Below are 19,479 nucleotides of genomic sequence, written 5' to 3' on the forward strand. Positions count from 1 at the left end.
GGATCTGAAGTGGGGGCTGCATTGCGTGCTTCGGCTTCACGCCGGCCCCGTACACTCCGGGTTCCCTCTCGGTGGAGCAGGCGCATGAATCGTTGGCGATGCGGTGTGGCGGTGATCCTGGGGCTGGCGGCGATGCCGGCGTGGGCGGCGATGAAGACCCAGCCGGTGGAATGGAAACACCAGGGCACGACCTTCAGTGGCGTGCTGGTCTATGACGACGGCGACAACGACAAGCGCCCGGGTCTGGTGATGGTGCCGAACTGGAAGGGCGTGAACGAATCGGCGGTCGAAAAGGCCAAGCAGCTGGCCGGCGATGATTACGTGGTGCTGGTGGCCGATGTCTACGGAAAGGGCGTGCGGCCGAAGACCGATGCCGAGGCCGGGCCGGTGGCAACCAAGCTGCGCAATGACAGGCCGCTGCTGCGCGCACGTGCGCTGGAGGCGGTGAACGTGCTCAGGGCGCAGGCGGGCAAGGTGCCGCTCGATGCCGGCCGGATCGGCGCGGTGGGCTTCTGTTTCGGCGGCACCACGGTGCTGGAACTGGCCCGTGCCGGTGCGCCGCTGGCCGGTGTGGTCAGCCTGCACGGTGGGTTGGGTTCACCGCTGCCGGCGCAGGCTGGTGGCGGCCATCCGTCGGTGCTGGTGCTCAACGGCGCAGACGACAGGAGCGTGACTGCCGAGGACATCGCTGGCTTCCAGAAGGAAATGGACGCGGCCAAGGTCGATTGGGAGTTCACCAACTACAGCGGTGCGGTGCACTGCTTCGCCGAGCGCGATGCCAACAGTCCGCCGGGGTGCCAGTACAACGAGCGGGCGGCGAAGCGCGCGTGGAAGGCGCTGGATGAGTTCTTCGAGGAACGCTTCGAGAAACGTTGATTCGTGCAGTGGTAGTGCCGGCCGCTGGCCGGCAACCTCATGATGCTGCGGATGTCATCGGGAATGCCGGCCAGCGGCCGGCACTACCGATGCTTCAGTGCCGACCAACGGTCGGCACCCACCGGAATGCCGGTTTGGTGGGTGCCGACCGTTGGTCGGCACACCTCAGCCGGTCAATGCGAGCGCTGCACCGCGTAGCGGGCCAGGCCGCGCAGGGCGGCCACGGCATCGTTGTCGCCCAGGCCGTCGAGCGCGCGCTCGGCGGCTTCGGCATATTCCTCTGCACGCGCGCGGCTGTACTCCAGGCCGCCGGTGGCACGGATCGCGGCCAGCACTTCCGGCATCGCCGAGGCGTCACCGTCCTGCACGATGGTGCGCAGGCGCTCGCGGGTGATGTCGTCGGAGTGGGCCATCGCGTGGATCAGCGGCAGCGTGGCCTTGCCCTCGGCGAGGTCGTCGCCCAGGTTCTTGCCCAGCTCCTCGGCGTTGGCCGAGTAGTCCAGCACGTCGTCGGCGATCTGGAACGCGTAGCCCAGGTGCATGCCGTAGTCGAACAGGGCCTGCTGGGTCGCTTCATCCACGCCGCTGGCCAGCGCGCCCAGGCGGGTGCCGGCGGCGAACAGCACCGCGGTCTTGCGCTCGATCACGCGCAGGTAGGCGGCTTCGTCGGTGTCCGGGTTGTGTACGTGCAGCAGCTGCAGCACTTCACCCTCGGCGATGCGGTTGGTGGCGTCGGCCAGGATCTGCATCACCGGCATGCGCTCCAGCTCGACCATCAGCTGGAAGCTGCGCGAGTACAGGAAGTCGCCGACCAGCACGCTGGGCGCGTTGCCCCACAGTGCGTTGGCGGTGCTGCGGCCACGGCGCAGGCTGGATTCGTCCACCACGTCGTCGTGCAGCAGGGTGGAGGTGTGGATGAACTCGATGATCGCCGCCAGCTGGTGGTGCTCCGGGCCGGCCTGGCCGACCGCATGGCCGGCCAGCATCACCAGCATCGGGCGCAGGCGTTTGCCGCCGGCGGAAATGATGTGGTCAGCGATCTGGTTGATCAGCACGACGTCCGAGGACAGCCGGCGCCGGATCAGGGCGTCGACGGCGGCCATGTCGGCCGCGGCAAGCGACTGGATCTGGGGCAGGCCCAGGGCGGGACGGGTGTCTTCGGTGATGGTCATGCGATCAGGCTTTCAGGCTCACCACCGATTATAGGCGCTGGCCGTGAATTCGGGCGCAAACCGGCCCGAGCGGCAATTCCAGCCCGGCCTGCGCGGCCCTCCGCGTGAATACGTATGCAGGTTGCGCCATGCCTGGGAGCCCGCCGCTAAGCTTGCCGGATCAGGATTTCGGCCCGCTGCCGGCGGGTCCCGCATGCCCGGAGGGGGGCTGTCGATGTCGCACTATCCATGGTGGCGCGGAGCCGTCATCTACCAGATCTACCCGCGCAGTTACCTCGATGCCAACGGCGATGGCGTGGGCGATCTGCCCGGCATCATCCAGCGCCTGGACCACATCGCCGCGCTGGGCGTGGATGCGATCTGGATCTCGCCGTTCTTCAGGTCGCCGATGGCCGACTTCGGCTACGACATCGCCGATTACCGCGATGTCGACCCGCTGTTCGGCAGCCTGGACGACTTTGACCGCCTGTTGGCCAAGGCCCACGGCCTGGGCCTGAAGGTGATGATCGACCAGGTGCTGAGCCACACTTCGATCGAGCATGCGTGGTTCCGTGAGAGCCGCCAGGACCGCAGCAATCCGAAGGCCGACTGGTACGTCTGGGCCGACCCGCGCGAGGATGGCACCCCGCCCAACAACTGGCTGTCGCTGTTCGGCGGCTGCGCCTGGCAGTGGGAGCCGCGCCGTGAGCAGTACTACCTGCACAACTTCCTGGTCGACCAGCCGGACCTGAATTTCCATCACCCGGACGTGCAGCAGGCGACCCTGGACAACGTGCGCTTCTGGCTCGACCGCGGCGTGGATGGCTTCCGCCTGGATGCGATCAACTTCTGCTTCCACGACGCACAGTTGCGTGACAACCCGGCCAAGCCCGCCGACAAGCGGGTGGGGCGCGGCTTCAGCCCGGACAACCCGTACGCCTACCAGTACCACTACTACAACAACACGCAGCCGGAGAACCTGCCGTTCCTGGAGCGCCTGCGCGCGCTGCTGGACGAATACCCGGGGGCGGTCAGCCTGGGCGAGATTTCTTCGGAAGACTCGCTGGCCACCACGGCCGAGTACACCCGCGATGGCCGCCTGCACATGGGCTACAGCTTCGAGCTGCTGGTGGACGACTACAGTGCGGCCTACATCCGCGATACGGTCTCGCGCCTGGAAGCAGCGATGACCGAAGGCTGGCCGTGCTGGGCGGTGTCCAACCACGATGTGGAGCGCGCGGTCAGCCGCTGGGGCGGCCACCCCGCCGACCCGCGCCTGGCGCGGATGCTGGTGGCGATGCTGTGCTCGCTGCGCGGTTCGGTCTGCCTGTACCAGGGCGAGGAGCTGGGCCTGGCCGAGGCCGAGGTGCCGTTCGAGGCCCTGCAGGACCCTTATGGCATCACCTTCTGGCCGAATTTCAAGGGCCGTGACGGCTGCCGTACCCCGCTGCCGTGGACCGATGCACCGCTGGCCGGCTTCACCACTGGCCAGCCCTGGCTGCCGATCCCGGCCGAACACCGGGCCGCGGCGGTCGCCGTGCAGGAGCGCGACCCGCATTCGGTGCTGGCGGCGTTCCGCGCGTTTCTGGCCTGGCGGCATACCCAGCCGGCCCTCCTGCATGGCAGCATCAGATTTCTTGAAAGCGCCGAGCCCGTGCTGCTGTTCAAGCGTATGCTTGCAGATGAAACCCTCCTGCTGGCCTTCAACCTGTCGGCCGAAGCGGTGAGCCATCCGCTGCCGCCGGGCAACTGGCAGCAGGTGGTGGTACCGGGCCCGGATGCGGGCACGGTGCAGGGCAATGAACTCCAGCTGCCGCCACGCGCGGTGTATTGCGCCCGACGCAGCTGACCGTTTTCTCCGGTGGCGGTACTTGCGGGGACGGGGCCGAAGCGCCCCGTCCCTTTTTTGTGGCTGGGCCTTGCCGACCAGCGGCCGGCATCCGCGCAAAGGAAAACCCGCTGCCTGCGCAGCGGGTTTCCGGTCCTGCTCCCTGTTTTCTGTTGCCGGCCAGCGGCCGGCACTACCGGGTCCGGGCTGCCGGGCAGGGCCCGGCGCTGCCTCAGAACTTGTAGTTCACGCCCAGCATGTAGGTGCGGCCCCATTCGATGTACTCCAGCGGGCGGTCCTTGCTGCCGGCGTAGGTGCGGTACGGCTCGTTGGTCAGGTTGCTGCCCTGCAGCAGCAGGGTCAGGCCACGCAGGGCGCTGCTGTCGCTGAAGGTGTAGCTGACCTGCGCATCGGTCACGTTTTCGCCGACGACATAGCGCAGGCTGCGGTTGCCGTTGAAGTTGCCGATCTCACCGATGAAGTCCGACCGGCGGCGCTGGCTGACGCGTGCTTCAAAACCGCTGCGCTCGTAATAGGCAGTGAAGTTGTACACGCGCTTGGACAGGCCCGGCAGGCTGATCGGGTCACTGCCCACGCTGGAGGCGCTCTCCGGATCCAGGATGGTGATGTCGCTCTTGTTGAAGGTCGCGCTGGCCTGCAGGCCGAAGCCACGCAGGCTGTCGGTCAGCATGTCCAGCGGGAACGATGCGGTCAGTTCCAGGCCCTTCAACGTGCCGCCCTTGCCGTTCTGCGGCGCGGAGAAGGTGCCGGTGGTCAGCACCGGCGCGGTCATGCCCGGCGGCGGCACGTAGCTGCCCAGCAGCGCGGTGAAGTCGTAGTTGTCCACCGATTGGGTATAGACGTAGCTCTTCAGGTCCTTGTAGAAGATCGCGGCAGCCACGTAGGCCTTCTCGCCGAAGTACTTCTCATAGGACAGGTCCAGCGCGGTGGCGCGCCACGGATCCAGCAGCGGATTGCCACCACTGCCGCCCGGCCGGCCGGTGCCGGTATCCACGCCGAACTCCAGGCCGGCGCGCATCTGGTCCACGCGCGGGCGCGCGACCTGCTTGGCGGCGGCGAAGCGCAGCGTCTGCTGGTGGGGGAACATGAAGGCCAGGTTCAAGCTCGGCAGCCAGTCGTTGTAAGTGCGGCCGTTCGAATACGGCTGCACGTTGTTGCCGGCTGACTGCGAGCTGTCCCAGTAGCGCGAATCCGAGCTCTGGTCGGTGTGCTGCATCTGCACGCCGATGTTGCCGCGCACGCCCACTTCACCGATGTCGGTGTTGATGTTCAGGCGCGCCCAGGCGGTGGTGATCTTCTCTTCGACCGTCCACGACTTGGGGATCAGGTAGTCCAGGTTGTCGACCGGGTTGAAGGTCATGTAACGACCCACAGCGGCCGGTACGTTCCAGGCCGGGATGGTGCCGAGGCCGGCGAAGCCCAGGTCCACCGGACGGTACTGCAGGTCCGGGGCGATGTTGGCATCGCCCTGTGCGCCGAGCAGGATGTTGCCTTCGGACTGGGTCTTCACCTTGCGGCGGTCGGCATAGTTCACGCCGATGTCGATATCCGGTGCCCACGAGGCGATGGCATCAGGGAGGGCGATGGTGGCAGCCAGCTTGCCGCCCTTCAGGCGGTCTTCCACCTGCGGCACCTTGCCGTAGCCGGAGCCGTAGATCGTGTTGGTCAGGAACAGTGCATCGGGGTTGGAGTAGTTCAGGCCCGGGGTGATCTGCGAGAAGCCGTCCTGGCGGATCGACACGCCGACCGTATCCAGTTGCGGCATCGGGGTCAGCTGCAGGTTGTTTTCCAGGTTCAGCTCGTCGCGCGTGGCCTTGGAGTAGTTCAGGTCGGCGACCAGCTTGACGCCGCCGAAGTTGAACTCGTTGTTCCAGCCGAACGCATCGATCTTGTCCTTGCGCTTGTTGTACATGCCGCGCACCAGCGGATACACGCCGCTGGCGGTGCCGCCGGTGAACGAGCCGTTGGCGTTGACCTGCGGGTTGCTGACCAGCAGGCCCGGGGTGTAGTTGCCGTTGTAGTTGCTGAGGTTCAGCTCGAACTGGTTGGCGGTGTCGATCTGCTCGGCTTCGGTGTGGAAGGCATCGAAGGTGCTGGTCCAGCTGTTGTTCGGGCGGAACTGGATCGTGGCCATCACGCCGTCGCGCTTGTTGTTGCCGGTGCGGCGCAGCGCCTTGATGCCATCGGAGAAGTAGGTGCCGGCGCCCACGCCCGGGCGGTCGCCCTTGTCGGTGTGCTCGGTGGTCCACGGCTCGTACAGGCCGACCTGGTTCTCCTGGATCGGCATGTCGCTGTGCGCGTAGCCGATGGCGATGCCCAGGGTCTTGTCCAGGAACTGGTCGATGTAGCTGGCGCTGAAGCGGTTGCCGTACGGATCGGTGTTGGCGGCGCGGCCCAGCGAGCTCTTCTGGTAGCGGCCACTGACCGCGATCACGCGCTCGCCGAAGCTGAGCGGGCGCGCGGTCTGCATGTCGATGGTGCCCGACAGGCCCTGGCCGACCAGCGCCGCGTCCGGGGTCTTGTACACCGTCACGCCGTTGACCAGCTCGGACGGGTACTGGTCGAACTCGACGCCGCGGTTGTCGCCGGTGCTGACCACTTCGCGACCATTGAGCAGGGTGGTGGCGAAGTCCGGCGACAGGCCGCGCACGCTGATCACCTGCGCACGCCCGGCCACGCGCTGGGCGGCCAGGCCGGGCAGGCGCGAGATGGATTCGGCGATGCTGACGTCGGGCAGCTTGCCGATGTCTTCAGCGGAGATTGCCTCGACCACCGAGGTGGCGTCCTGCTTGACCGCGATCGCGCTCTCGATGCCGCGGCGGATGCCGGTGACCTGCACCGTATCCAGGTTGGTGGCGGCGGTGCCGGCCGGCGTGGTGGTGTTCTGCGTGGACTGTGCCGACGCCAGCGTCGGCGCCAGGACAACGGCCAGCGCGATGCTCAGCGCGCTGCGCTTGTGGTTCAACATTTTCCCCTCCCAGGCAATGTTGCAGATCGATTTGTGAGCGTTCCGGCGGGGCCGTGAACGTGCGACGCGGTGGCCGCTGTCGTCGCCGCTATGGTAGGCAGCGCGTTCTTCGCGGGAATCACCCTGCATACGTATTCAATGGCGTCTGCAGGGTTGTAATCGCTTTCAGGTGCCTTGTTCGGTAGAGCCGGGCCCATGCTCGGCTGCGTTTCGGTGCTACGCACCGCCGCCCGAGCATGGGCTCGGGCGCTACGGGAGCGCAGGTAGGAAAACGTTCAGTGGATGGGCGTGAAGCGAATGGCCTGCCCACCGCCCGGTGCCAGCACCAGCGTCAGTGCATCGGCACTGGTCACCTCGCGGGTTTCGCGTGCGAACGCGAACGGGTTGCTGCGGAAATCAGCGCCTTCACCATCGCGGTAGATCTCGGCGCGATAGCGCACGCCTGGCTCCAGGAAGCCCAGCGGTACCGGCAGCACGCGGCCGTGTTCGTCGGTGATGCTGCCGAGGAACCAGTCGCGGCTGTTGCGGTCGCGGCGCACGATCGTCACGTAGTCACCCACTTCGCCATCGAGCACGCGGCTCTGCTCCCAGTCCACCGCCACGTCCTCGATGAAACGGAACGCCTCGCGATGCTGCAGGTAGTGTTCGGGCAGGTCCGCGGCCATCTGGATCGGGCTGTACAGCACCACGTACAGGGCAAGCTGGCGGGCCAGCGTGCTGGGAATGGCCTGGCCGTGGCGGCCCTTCAGGCTGAGGATGCCGGGGGTGTAATCCATTGGCCCGGCCAGCATGCGGGTGAACACCAGGTTGACCTCATGCTCCGGCGGGTTCGGCGGCTGGCCCCAGGCGTTGTATTCCATGCCGCGCGCGCCTTCGCGTGAGATCCAGTTGGGATAGGTGCGGCGCAGGCCGGTATCCTTTATCGGCTCATGCGGGTTGACCGACAGGTGCCGGCGCGCGGCTTCCTGCACCACCTTCAGGTGGTGGCGGGCCATGAACTGCCCGTCGTGCCACTCGCGCCACAGTGGGCCCCCGGCCGGATTGCGGCGGTCGACCTGGCCGTCGTCGCAGACGTAGCCGGTCTTGAACTGGTCCACGCCCAGCCGTGCATACAGGTCCAGCGCGGCACCCAGCTGGTCCTCGTAGTGCTCGATGGCGCAGCCGGTTTCATGGTGGCCGATCAGGTGCACACCCTTTGTCAGGCCGTACGCCGACAGCGCTTCGATATCGAAATCGGGCGTGGCACGGGTGAAATCGAAGTCGTAGCCATTGCCCACCCAGTTGCCGTCCCAGCCCGGGTTCCAGCCTTCCACCAGCACGCCACGGAAGCCATGCGCGGCGGCGAAGTCGATCACCTTCCTGGTCTTGGCGGTGGTGGCCGCGTGCTTCGGTCCGGTTGCCCAGCTCTCGTTGTCCAGGTGCATCGACCACCACACGCCCAGGTACTTGGCCGGCTTCACCCAGCTCACATCGCCCAGCGCGTTGGGTTCATTGAGGTTGAGGATCAGGTCCGATTCGACCAGGCCACCGGCACGATCGGCGATCTGCAGCGTGCGCCACGGCGTGGCGAAGGGCAGGGTGCGGCGTACCTTCCAGCCTTCGGCCGAGGGCGACAGCTGCGCGCGCAGGCGCTGCCCCTCGGTGCGCCGCAGCCACATGCCGGCATAGTCCACCAGCGCTGCCTCGTGGATCGCCACGTGCAGTCCATCGCGGCTGCGCAGGGTCATCGGCGTATGCACCAGCGGCACTTCGCGCAGCGGCGTGCGCTGATACAGGTATTCGTAGTGGATCGGTTCGCCGGCGGGAATCCACCAGGCGGTTGATTCGGGCGCGATGGCGAATTCGGTCAGTTCGTCATCGATGATGGCTTCGCGCAGGTTCGGTTGCTCAGGGAACACATAGCGGAAGCCAAGGCCATCATCGTAGACGCGGAACACCACATCCAGCCGCCGCTTGCGGCCGGTGGTTTCAGTCAGCTGCACGGTCAGCTCGTTGAAGTGGTCGCGGGTGAGCCGGCGCTCGCCCCACGGCTGCTCCCAGGTGTCGTCGACGCTGCGCCGCTGCTGGCCCAGCAGGGCGAAATCGCGGTCCAGGCGACCGTCGCGCAGGGCAAAGCCAAGCTTCGAATCCTCCACCACGGTGTCGCCCAGGCGCTCGACACGGTAGCGGGCGGTGCCGCCGTCCAGCAGCAGACTGACCTTCAATACCTTGCCCGGCGATTCGACACTGGCCACCTGCGGCGTGGCCTGTACCAGCGTGGACCACCCGATCAGGGCCAGCCCAAGCATGTGCGCGAACACCGCGCGTACAGCAGTGGATGACATCGGCAATTCCCCTCCCAAGGCGCCGTTGGCAGACCCGGACCATAAGCCAGCGCGGCGGGCGCGCCACCGCGCGATGCCATGAATACGTATGCAACTGGACGCAGCCGACAGCCCCGCGTCTACCATGGGGCCCAGGCACCTTGAGGGAGGGGCCGCGCCCGCCCGCCGGCAACGACGGTGCGGACCTACAACGCGTGCAGAGAGGGAGGGAGGCCGACGGGCGCAAGCCGGTCCGCCGCTTCGATGCTGAAGATCATTTGCCTGACCGCTGCCCTGGGGGCAGCGCTGGGATCGACCGCGCAGGCGGCCGACCTGCAATTCGACGGTCGCCATGCGCGCGCCGAAGCCGCTGCCAAGGGCAGCTTCGTGCTGCATGCGCCGAAGGGCGCAGTGCAGATCGCAGCCGCACCGATGCGCAGCCAGACCGGCAGCGTGATGTTCGATGCCCTGTTCGCGCTCGCCCAGCAGGAGATGTCCCAGGACCGCGTGGACGCGATCCGTGATCCGGCGTTCGACGAGGGCCGGCCGGTCCCGTGCGAGTGCTTCCAGACCGGTGCACGCTGGCCCTATGTGTGGACCCGTGATGTCAGCTTCGCCGCCGACCTGGCGCTGGCGCGGCTGGACCCGCAGCGCACCCGGCAGTCGCTGCAGTTCAAGCTGTCGGCAGCCCGTGACGGGCGTACGCCCGGCCTGTTCGTGGCGCAGGACACCGGTTCCGGCGGCAGCTGGCCGATCAGCAGTGATCGCGTGGTGTGGTTCCTGGCGGCACGCCACCTGCTGGAGGACCGAGCGTTTGCCGATCAGGTCTGGCAGGCGCTGCAGGGCACGCTGGCGCAGGACCGCGCGATGGTGTTCGACGCGCAGATGGGCCTGTACCGCGGCGAGACCTCCTTCCTGGACTGGCGCGAGCAGACCTATCCAGACTGGACCCGCGAGGACGTGCGTTTCATCGGTGATTCCTACGCACTGTCCACCAACGTGCTGCACTACCAGGCACTGCGCCTGGCCGAACGCCTGGCCGGGCAGCACGGCGATGCCCGCGCGACCGACTACAGGGCCTGGGCCGATGCGTTGGCGCAGCAGATCAATGCGCGCTTCTGGCGCGAGGATATCGGCCAGTACATGAGCTACATCGGCGAGGCCGCGCACCCGGTGCCGTACGCCAAGGTCGATCTGCTCGGCCTGTCGCTGGGCATCCTGGCCGAGGTGCTGCCGCCCGAGCGCGCGCGGCGTGCGCTGGCGGCGTATCCGATGGGCCCGGCCGGCAGCCCGGTGGTGTGGCCGCAGGAGGCGCAGCAGCCGATCTACCACAACCGCGCGATCTGGCCGTTCGTCAGTGCCTATTCGCTGCGCGCGGCGCGCCAGCTGGACGATGCACCGCGCATCGCCGCCGAGATCCGCTCGCTGATGCAGGGCGCCGCGCTGGCCGGTTCCAACATGGAGAACTACGAGCTGGTCAGCCAGGCGGTGCATGTTGACGAGGGCGTGCTGAGCGGCCCGGTGGTCAACTCCGAACGCCAGCTGTGGTCGGTGGCCGGCTATCTGTCGATGGTGGTCGAGGGCGTATTCGGCGTGCAGGACGATGGCCGCGTGCAGCCCAAGCTGCCGGCCGTGCTGGTGCCCGAACTGTTCGGCAATCAGCGCCGCATCTCCCTGGAGGCCGATGGCAGGCGTTATGTGCTGGAGCGACCGAAGCAGGTGGGTGATGGCCTGCTGGTGGCGGGCAAGGTGAAGACCCGTGGCGCCACCACCACCGTGCAGCTGGTGCCCGCCGCAGCGGCGCCACGCAGCGCGGCGACGACGGCCGACGCAGATGCGCGCGCACCAGCCACGCCGGCCGCACCGCAGGTGCAACGCAAGGGCAGGGGCTGGAATGTCGTGGTCGCTGCAGGCCAGGTGCTGTGGCAGGACGGCCGGGCGCTCGCCGCCAGCAATGGCCTGGCACGCATCGGTGACGATGGCCTGCAGCATTGCCTCAGCCTGACCCGGCGCGACGGTGCAATTGAATCGCTGCACAGCCCGATGGTCTGCGTCGGTCCGCAGCAGCGACTGAAGGGTACGCAGCGCTGGCAGTTCACCTCCGCCAGGGCCGGGCAGGTGCGCCTGCGCCTGCAGTACCGCAATCCGAACGGGCCGATCAACACCGGCGTCACCGCTGCGGTGAAGCAGCTGGTGCTGCAGTGCCCGGGCCAGCCGTTGCAGCGGCACACCGTCACCCTGCCGCACAGCGTGGCCATGCAGGACTCGACCTCGGCGACATTCACGGTGCCCAAGGGCCGATGCACGGTCACGCTTGAAGAAGGCTTCAACATGAGCGCGCTGCAGCACTTCGCGCACTACACCGGGGGCAAGGGCGGACGCGATGGCGTGCTCAACCAGGCCCAGGTGCAGGCGCTGATGGTGGCGCCGGTGGCCGCGGCAGAGGGCGCACGATGAATCGTACCGCCAAGCCGCAGCTGTCGTTCTGGCAGATCTGGAACATGTGTTTCGGCTTCCTGGGCATCCAGTTCGGCTTCGCCCTGCAGAACGCCAATGCCAGCCGCATCTTCGAGACGCTGGGCGCGGACATCGACGCGGTGCCCGGGCTGTGGATCGCCGCGCCGCTGACCGGCCTGCTGGTGCAGCCGGTGATCGGTTACCTGTCCGACCGCACCTGGACGCGCTGGGGGCGCCGCCGTCCTTATTTCATGATCGGAGCGGTGCTGACCACGCTGGCGCTGCTGGTGATGCCGAACTCGCCGACGCTGTGGATCGCCGCCGGCACGCTGTGGGTACTCGATGCCTCGATCAACGTGTCGATGGAGCCGTTCCGCGCCTTCGTCGGTGACCAGCTGGCGCCGCGCCAGCGTCCGGCCGGTTATGCCATGCAGAGCTTCTTCATCGGCGTGGGCGCCATCGTCGCCAGCTTCCTGCCGTTCATCCTGGCCCACTTCGGGGTCGCCAATACGGCTGCCGCAGGTGAGGTGCCTGATACCGTGCGCTATGCGTTCTACTTTGGCGCGGTGGTGCTGTTGGCGGCAATCACCTGGACGGTGGTCAGCACCCGCGAGTACTCACCGGCGGAGCTGGCCGGTTTCGATGACGCCGAACCTCCGGCACATCACGCAGCGGCGCCGATCAGCGGCCCGGCGCCCTGGGTGCCGGTGGCTGCATGGCTGGGGCTGGGCGTACTGCTGGCGCTGCTGATCACCTGGCGGCAGGGCGACCGGATGCTGTACGTGCTGGCCGGCCTGTGTGCCGGCTATGGCCTGCTGCTGGCGCTCGCGCGTACGCTGCCGGCCACGCACATGCTGGCCGCCATCGTCGGCGACCTGCGCGCGATGCCGGTCACCATGCGTCGCCTGGCGTGGGTGCAGTTCTTCTCGTGGTTCGCGCTGTTTGCGATGTGGATCTACACCACCGCCGCGGTGGCTGGCGCCCATTTCGGTTCGACTGAACCAGAGTCGGCGGCCTACAACGAGGGTGCCAACTGGGTGGGCGTGCTGTTTGGCGCCTACAACGGGTTCGCCGCGTTGGCGGCGGTGCTGATTCCACTCATGGTGCGTGCGATCGGCCTGCGCTGGAGCCACCTGGTCAACCTGTGGCTGGGCGGTGCCGGCCTGGTCTCGCTGATGTTCATCCGCGACCCGCACTGGCTGCTGCTGTCGATGGTCGGCGTCGGCTTCGCCTGGGCGTCCATCCTCTCGCTGCCGTATGCACTGCTGTCCGACAGCGTGCCGGCGTCGAAGATGGGCGTGTACATGGGCATCTTCAATTTCTTCATCGTGATCCCGCAGCTGGTGGCGGCCAGTGCACTCGGCTTCGCCCTGCGCACGTTGCTGGGCGGCCAGCCGATGCATGTGCTGGTGCTGGGCGGCTGCAGCCTGTTCATTGCCGGCCTGTGCGTGTTGTGGGTTCCGTCCCGTCCGGAGGTGGTGTGATGCGTGCTGCGTTGTCTGTTGCTGTTTCCTTGATGCTGCTGGCCGGCCATGCGGCGGCCGCGCCGCGCCCGGACTATGTGGGCACCACCGAACCGTTCGCCAGCGATGCGGTGTACTTCGTGGTCACCGACCGCTTCGTCAACGGTGACCCGTCCAATGACCATCGTGACCAGGGTGGCGTGCACCGCACCTTCGATATCCCGGTGCCCTGCCCGGACAAGGTGGACGGCAACATCGGCTATCTCGGCGGCGACTTCCGCGGCGTGCTCGACAATGCGCAGTACATCCGCAACCTCGGCTTCGGCGCGGTGTGGATCACGCCCATCGTCGACAATCCGGACGAGGCCTTCACCGGCAGCAAGCCGATCAGCTGCACCAGCACGCTGACCGACCGCGGCAAGACCGGTTATCACGGGTACTGGGGTATCAACTTCTACAGACTTGATGAGCACCTGCCGAGCAAGGACCTGGACTTCGCCGGGTTGACCAAGGGCCTGCACGGTGCCGGCTTGAAGGTGGTGCTGGACATCGTAGGCAACCACGGTTCGCCGGCCTGGACCATGCCGACACGGCAGCCGCAGTTCGGGCAGATCTTCGACAAGGACGGAAAACTGATCGCCGACCACCAGAACCTGCCGCCGCAGGAACTGGATCCGAAGCACAACCCGCTGCACGCGTTCTACAACAGCATTGGACCGGTCGACAGCAAGGACGGCTCGATCTTCGATGGCAACCTTGCCGAGCTGTCCGACTTCAACCAGGACAATCCGGCGGTGATGGACTACCTGGTCGGTGCTTACCTGCAATGGGCCGCTCAGGGCGTGGATGCGCTGCGCATCGACACCATCGGCTGGTTGCCGCACCCGTGGTGGCATGCCTTCGTCAAGCGTATCCGCGCCGAGCACCCGGGCATGTTCATGTTCGGCGAAGCGTTCGATTACGATGCCGCGCGCATTGCAGAGCACACCTGGCCGGCCAACGCCAACGTCAGCGTGCTCGACTTCCCGTTGCGCGGTGCGCTGGAGCAGGCGTTCGGCACCGCCGGCAAGGGCTTTGAAACCCTGGCCGAGCCGCTGCACCTGAGGGGTGGGCCGTATGCCAACCCGTACGACCTGATGAGCTTCTACGACAACCACGACATGCCGCGCCTGCAGGCCAGTGACAACGGCTTCATCGATGCACACAACTGGCTGTTCACCGCGCGCGGCATTCCGGTGGTCTATTACGGCTCGGAGACGGGCTTCATGCGTGGCCGTGCCGAGCATGCCGGCAATCGCGCTTACTTCGGCCAGCCGCGTGTGGATGCTGCGCCGAAGAGTCCGATCTTCGCGCCGCTGCAGCGTATCGCCCGGCTGCGCGCAGCCACTCCGGCGCTGCAGCGCGGCCTGCAGGTGAACGAGCGCCTGCAGGGTGATGAGGCGGTGTTCTTCCGCGTGCTGCAGCATGGCGAGGTGGCGCAGACCGCGCTGGTGCTGCTGAACAAGGGCGACAGTGCGAAGACCTTCACCGTGGCGCGGTACGTCCAGGCGGGCCGCTGGCGTGATGCGCTGGACGGCGGTTCGTTGCAGGTGGATGCTTCCCTGAAGGCCGAAGTGCCGGCGCACGGGGTGAAGGTGTACGTGCTCGATGCCGCCGTGCAGCAGCCGGCGCTGCAGGCCGAGCTGGACAAGGCGATGGCCGACCAGCGGGCGCGGGACGTGCGTCTGGGGCGGTAGTGCCGGCCGCTGGCCGGCAACCCATGAATCCATTGCACCTTCAGGTGCCGGCCAGCGGCCGGCACTACCGGGGTGACCATATCCGGCACAATAGGCCCCCCTCACGCCCCGCCGTATCGCCATGACCGACCTCGCCCCGCAGACCCCGATCGAAACCCTGCTGAAGGCGGCGATGGACGGGTCGGTGCCGATCCGCGCCTTCATGGAGGCCTTCGTCGCCTCCGAGGTGGTACTGCTGACCGGCAGCCTGGTGACCCCCGATGGCAGCGGCTTCGACCCGCTGCTGTTCGACAAGCAGGGCACCCTGCACGTGGCCGTGTTCACCGATCCGTCGCGGGTGGGCATCTACAGCCAGCAGGCCGAACACCAGATCCGCTGGCGGATGCTGGACGTGCTGCGCCGCGTGCCGGGTGGCTACGGCGTGGTGATCAACCCGGGCACTTCGCTGGGCTTCGAGATCTCGCCCAGCGGCGTCGGCGAGATCCTGAAGGACTTCGCCCAGGGTTGATTGTCATGTAGAGCCAAGCCCATGCTCGGCTGCCGTTCGCGCAATGCCGGATCAGTCGAGCACGGCTCGATACTACAGAGAGCTTCCCTTCGGGCACCGTACGTGATCCCCTTTGGACTACATCGGGATCGAGGCACTCTCCATGGAATTCAGCGAATCACCCGCCGACGCACCGGCACGATCACGCCATTCCCGCTCCGCACTGGTCTTCCTGATCGCGGCCATCGTCGCCGCACTGGTGTCCATGCCTGTTCTGCGTGCGGTGGGCATGGTGCTGTGGCCGGTGTTCGCCATTGCCTGGCTGATCAACCTGGGGGCGGCCTGGCATCTGGGCCAGTGGGCGCGCCAGCAGGGCCGTCCGGCGTGGGCATTCGGGTTGCCGGCGGTGCTTGGCACCGTCGCCTCGATCGTGGTCTTCGTGCTGCTGGCGTTGCTGGGGCCGAAGGCCCCGGTGCGCTGAACTTTCGCGGTTGTCGTGAACGGTGTGCGGGGCAGGGCTCGGCACTACAGCAAGGCCAAGCCAAGCCCCGCACGCGTCGCGCGGAGCACCGGCACATCGGCCGGCGCCCCGTTGCTTCACATCGTCACCTTGCGCCGGTTGTCATCGCTCACCCGGTCGATCAGCTTGTTGTAGGGATCGAAGCCTGCTTCGTCCGGCTTTTCATCCACCGTCACCGTGATCTTCGGCGCGGCGCTGGTGATGTGGTGGCGCTGCAGGTACAGCACCTTCTGGTCGCGCTCCTTGCCCGACGGTCCGGTGGCGAACACGCCGATCTCGACCCAGTCATCCATCTTCGCGTCGCTCTCCCTGCCCTTGCCATCGGCGTACTGCTTGGCGGCATGCAGGTCCAGGGTCACGTCGTAGCGGCCGTCAGCACGTTTGCGGGCGCTGGCGGCCATCACCCGGTTGTCGTAGAAGCTGATCTTCTCGAACAGGTCGGTGACCAGCTGCTGGCGGTCGGCCGGGGTCTCTGCGCGGATGTAGCCCAGCAGCTCGCGTGAGGTGGTGTACGGCGGCTGCTGGTAGCCCTTGTCCTGCAGGAAGCGCTTCAACGCACGGTTCAGCGCCTGCTCGCCGATTTCCTCGCGCAGGCGGTAGAACACCAGCGAACCCTTCTGGTAGTGGATGTACTGCTGGTTTTCCACGCGTTCCAGCGGCTGTTCCTCGATGGCTTCGCCACCGCGGCCGGACAGGTAGCCGTCCAGTTCGCGCTTGAGGAACTGGCGCATGTGCTGGCGGCCGTATTCCTGCTCCATCACCATCAAGGCCGAGTACTGCGACAGCGATTCGGACAGCACGGTCGCACCCTGCACGTTGGCGCCGATCACCTGGTGCGCCCACCACTGGTGCGCGATCTCGTGCGCGGTCACGTAGAACACGTAGTCCACCTTGTCCGGGTCGCGCAGGTCGGCGATGAAACCGATGGCCTCGGAATAGGGGATGGTGTTGGCGAAGGACTGCGCGAAGCGGGCATAGCCCGGGAATTCGATGATGCGTACCTGGCGGTGCTGGTACGGGGTGAAGTTCGCCTCGTAATAGGCCAGCGACTTCTGCACCGCCTCGATCATCCGGTTCACGTTGTAGCCGTGCGCCGGATCGAAGTAGACCTCGATCGGGATGTCCTTGTACTTCGCCTTGCGCACCTCCCAGCGTGCCGATAGATAGGCATAGAAGTTCAGCATCGGCCGGTCCATGGCGTAGCTGAAGCAGCGCCGGCCGTTGACCGTGGTCTCGCGCTGCAGGTAGCCCGGGGCCAGCGCCACCTGGTCTGGTGCGGTGCAGACCGTGGTGCGGAAGTCGAGCCAGTCGGCATCGTTGGCAATGTACGTGTTGGCGCGCGCCGCTTCGTCCTCCAGCCTGGGCATGCGCCGCGGCTCACCCAAGCCGCGCTTGCGCCGCTCGTTGCGGTCGCTGATCTCGGCGCCCTCGTTGTAGCCGAACGAGGGCAGCACGCGGCTGTTGAAGAAGGTGCCGTTGTCCACGATGTTGCTCGGCGCCGGCCCGGCGGTGATGCCGTTGGGTTTCTGCACCACCCGGAAATGCACGCTGCGGGTTTCGCCCGGCTGCAGCGGCTTCTGCAGGTGGTAGATGCGGTAGCCGAGATCGGCGTCGTGCAACGACAGCGTCTGCCCACCCAGGTCGACGTCGACCAGCTGCTTGTCATCGCCCATCGAGACATGCACGTCCTGGATCGGCGTGGCATGGGTATTGCGCACCGTCCAGTTCGCATCGATCACCATCGACTGCGATTCCGGGAACAGGTCCACGCGGTTGTCCACCGCCACGATGCGCGGCTGCGGCAGGGTGCGGTACTTCGACAGCTCGCGCTCGTAGCGGGCCTGCAGGTCCAGCTGCTGGTCGGGCGAGATGAACTCGTTGCGGATATTGGTGCTCCAGTACAGCCAGCTGCCCACGCCGGCGAAGGCCAATGCCGCAAGTCCGGCGAAGACGCCGGTCGGGCCGCGCAGGCGGCGGCCGGCCAGGGCCAGGCGCTGGCGCAGGCCCTGGCTGACACCGCGCACCCAGAGCGCCGATGCCAGGCACATCAGGGTCAGCAGGAACAGCGCCCAGTAGCCCTGGAACGCCAGCTGCCCCGGCAGGAAGTGGCCGTAGCCGTTCATGTCCGAATAGGGAGCGTTGGGCCAGCCACCGAAGGTGTACAGGTTCTGCGTGTAGTCCAGCATGCCGAGCACGCCCTGGCCGATCATCACCACGATCAGCAGCGCGTAACCGACGAACTTGTTGTTGGTGAGCACCTGCAGCACCAGTGCCAGGCCCCCCATCAGGATGTAGATCACCGAGTCCAGCGCCAGGCTGCGCAGGTACAGCAGCGGCTCCAGGTGGGTGTAGCCCTTGACCAGCTGCACGCCCATCGCCGCCAGTGCACCGGCGGCCTGGAAGCAGATGATCACTGCCAGCAGTGCGGTGAACTTGGCCAGCAGCGGTACCCAGTTCGGCACCGGCATGGCATCGGTCACTTCGTTGATGCGCGCGCTGCGTTCCGTCCACACCAGCTCACCGGCGAAGAACAGCACGATGATCACCAGCAGCCAGCTGAAGGCCCCCTGCAGGCCCATGATCATCTGCGAGGTGACCGGCCAGATCGAGGTGCCGTACAGGGTCTGCCGGAACAGCGCGTTGGGCAGGAAATTGGCCAGGCCCAGCACCAGCAGCACGATGAACGGCACGCTGCGCAGGACGCCGCGCGTGTCGAAGCGCACCTGGCGCAGGAACTGTTGCCACGCGGTGGTCGCGCTGAATGCCGGTACCACGCGCGGCAACGGGGTGCGGTTGGGCCGGAGGGCGGCGGCGTCGGCAACCGGCTGCGCCTGCCGGCGGCCCCAGCGACGACGGCCGCTGCCGCTGCGCTCGGTGCGGAACAGGGCGAACGTGGCGGCGAACAGCAGCGCCGTCACGCCCAGCCACAGGGCACGGTTGGCCAGCAGGTAGCCCGCCAGGCCGGGAACGCCGCTGTTGTGCTCGGCGGTGGACCAGTAGCGGATGGTGCGCGACAGGGCGCGCATGCCCAAAGGCTCGCTGAGCACCGCCAGCCAGGTGTTGTCGATGTCGCGCAGCACCGCCGCGCTGGCGCCGAACAGGACCAGGTAGGCCACCAGCCCGATGTAGACCCACAGGATTGAACGCGTGACCGCTGCCAGCAGTGACAGCAGCGCGGTGGTGAACAACAGGTTGGGAATGACGATGACCGCAAAACTCCAGGCATAGCCCTGCCAGCTGATCGGCCCCATGCGCTCGGCGTCCACCCAGGGCATGAACGGTGCCAGCCAGAGCCCGAAAGCGACCAGCAGGTAGAACAGCAGGCCGGTAGCCAGGGCGGCGGCGATGCGGCCGGCCAGGTAATCGCGGCGTTTCACCGGGCTGGCGAAGATCAGCTCGGCGGTGCCCAGTTCGAAGTCACGCAGCAGCGCATTGCTGACGAACAGGGCGGTGACCAGCATGCCGAGCAGGGTGAAGATGCCCAGCATCTGCGCGATCACGGTGGGCGCGTTGCTGTGCACGTTGCCGCTGCCACCACCGATCTGTACGGCGTCGCTGGACGCAGCGGCGAAGGCGAGCAGGGCGAACAGCCCGGCCAGCAGCCACAGCAGCGGGGAACGCAGCTGCTCGCGCAGCTCGAAACGGAAGAAATCGAGGATCATGGCGTGC

11 protein-coding genes are annotated in these 19,479 nt (G+C 67.1%); 7 read left to right on the forward strand and 4 right to left on the reverse strand.

Features of this window, described 5'->3' with window-relative positions; translation table 11 throughout:
• Positions 1-84 precede the first annotated feature (84 nt).
• Complete coding sequence (locus QP609_RS05255) at positions 85-876, forward strand: dienelactone hydrolase family protein (protein WP_197621739.1); 792 nt, start codon at positions 85-87, stop codon at positions 874-876.
• A 173-nt stretch (positions 877-1,049) separates the two neighbouring features.
• Here QP609_RS05255 and QP609_RS05260 read toward each other — a convergent pair whose 3' ends face one another.
• The gene (locus tag QP609_RS05260) at positions 1,050-2,048 is read right to left on the reverse strand and encodes a polyprenyl synthetase family protein (RefSeq protein ID WP_126411812.1); all 999 of its coding nucleotides are present in this window, start codon (positions 2,046-2,048) and stop codon (positions 1,050-1,052) included.
• 214 nt (positions 2,049-2,262) lie between these two features.
• Between QP609_RS05260 and QP609_RS05265 the strand changes: the two genes are divergently transcribed.
• Entirely contained in the window at positions 2,263-3,876 is a 1,614-nt protein-coding gene (locus QP609_RS05265; protein WP_197621751.1) for an alpha-glucosidase, read from the forward strand.
• Between the two features lie 211 nt (positions 3,877-4,087).
• Here the strand turns inward: QP609_RS05265 and QP609_RS05270 are convergent, their stop codons facing one another.
• Positions 4,088-6,844 (reverse strand): TonB-dependent receptor, encoded by a 2,757-nt coding sequence (locus QP609_RS05270; RefSeq protein WP_169411630.1) that lies wholly within the window; start codon positions 6,842-6,844, stop codon positions 4,088-4,090.
• Positions 6,845-7,119: 275 nt separating this feature from the next.
• Positions 7,120-9,174, reverse strand: a complete 2,055-nt coding sequence (locus QP609_RS05275) for a glycoside hydrolase family 97 protein (RefSeq protein WP_197621750.1) — start codon at positions 9,172-9,174, stop codon at positions 7,120-7,122.
• 237 nt (positions 9,175-9,411) lie between these two features.
• Between QP609_RS05275 and QP609_RS05280 the strand changes: the two genes are divergently transcribed.
• The 5 genes from QP609_RS05280 to QP609_RS05300 all read left to right on the forward strand — a co-directional run bounded on the left by QP609_RS05280 (position 9,412) and on the right by QP609_RS05300 (position 15,771).
• Positions 9,412-11,604, forward strand: coding sequence for a Six-hairpin glycosidase-like protein (locus tag QP609_RS05280; protein WP_197621749.1), 2,193 nt, complete (start codon positions 9,412-9,414; stop codon positions 11,602-11,604).
• Positions 11,601-13,088 carry an MFS transporter gene (locus tag QP609_RS05285; RefSeq protein WP_197621748.1) on the forward strand — a complete coding sequence of 496 codons (1,488 nt, stop codon included), beginning with the start codon at positions 11,601-11,603 and terminating at the stop codon, positions 13,086-13,088. The genes QP609_RS05280 and QP609_RS05285 overlap by 4 nt, the downstream gene beginning before the upstream one ends.
• Positions 13,088-14,803 carry an alpha-amylase family glycosyl hydrolase gene (locus tag QP609_RS05290; protein WP_197621747.1) on the forward strand — a complete coding sequence of 572 codons (1,716 nt, stop codon included), beginning with the start codon at positions 13,088-13,090 and terminating at the stop codon, positions 14,801-14,803. The genes QP609_RS05285 and QP609_RS05290 overlap by 1 nt, the downstream gene beginning before the upstream one ends.
• Before the next feature lie 121 nt (positions 14,804-14,924).
• A complete protein-coding gene (locus QP609_RS05295; RefSeq protein WP_032960680.1) occupies positions 14,925-15,311 on the forward strand; it encodes an SseB family protein in 387 nt (128 codons plus the stop codon).
• A gap of 142 nt (positions 15,312-15,453) precedes the next feature.
• Positions 15,454-15,771, forward strand: coding sequence for a hypothetical protein (locus QP609_RS05300; protein WP_049404961.1), 318 nt, complete (start codon positions 15,454-15,456; stop codon positions 15,769-15,771).
• Between the two features lie 116 nt (positions 15,772-15,887).
• Here QP609_RS05300 and QP609_RS05305 read toward each other — a convergent pair whose 3' ends face one another.
• Positions 15,888-19,472: a M1 family aminopeptidase gene (locus QP609_RS05305; RefSeq protein ID WP_197621339.1), complete on the reverse strand. Its 3,585-nt coding sequence runs from the start codon at positions 19,470-19,472 to the stop codon at positions 15,888-15,890.
• Positions 19,473-19,479: the final 7 nt, after the last annotated feature.

The organism is Stenotrophomonas sp. 8(2023) (assembly GCF_030345295.1).
In the GTDB taxonomy this organism is placed as follows: domain Bacteria; phylum Pseudomonadota; class Gammaproteobacteria; order Xanthomonadales; family Xanthomonadaceae; genus Stenotrophomonas; species Stenotrophomonas muris.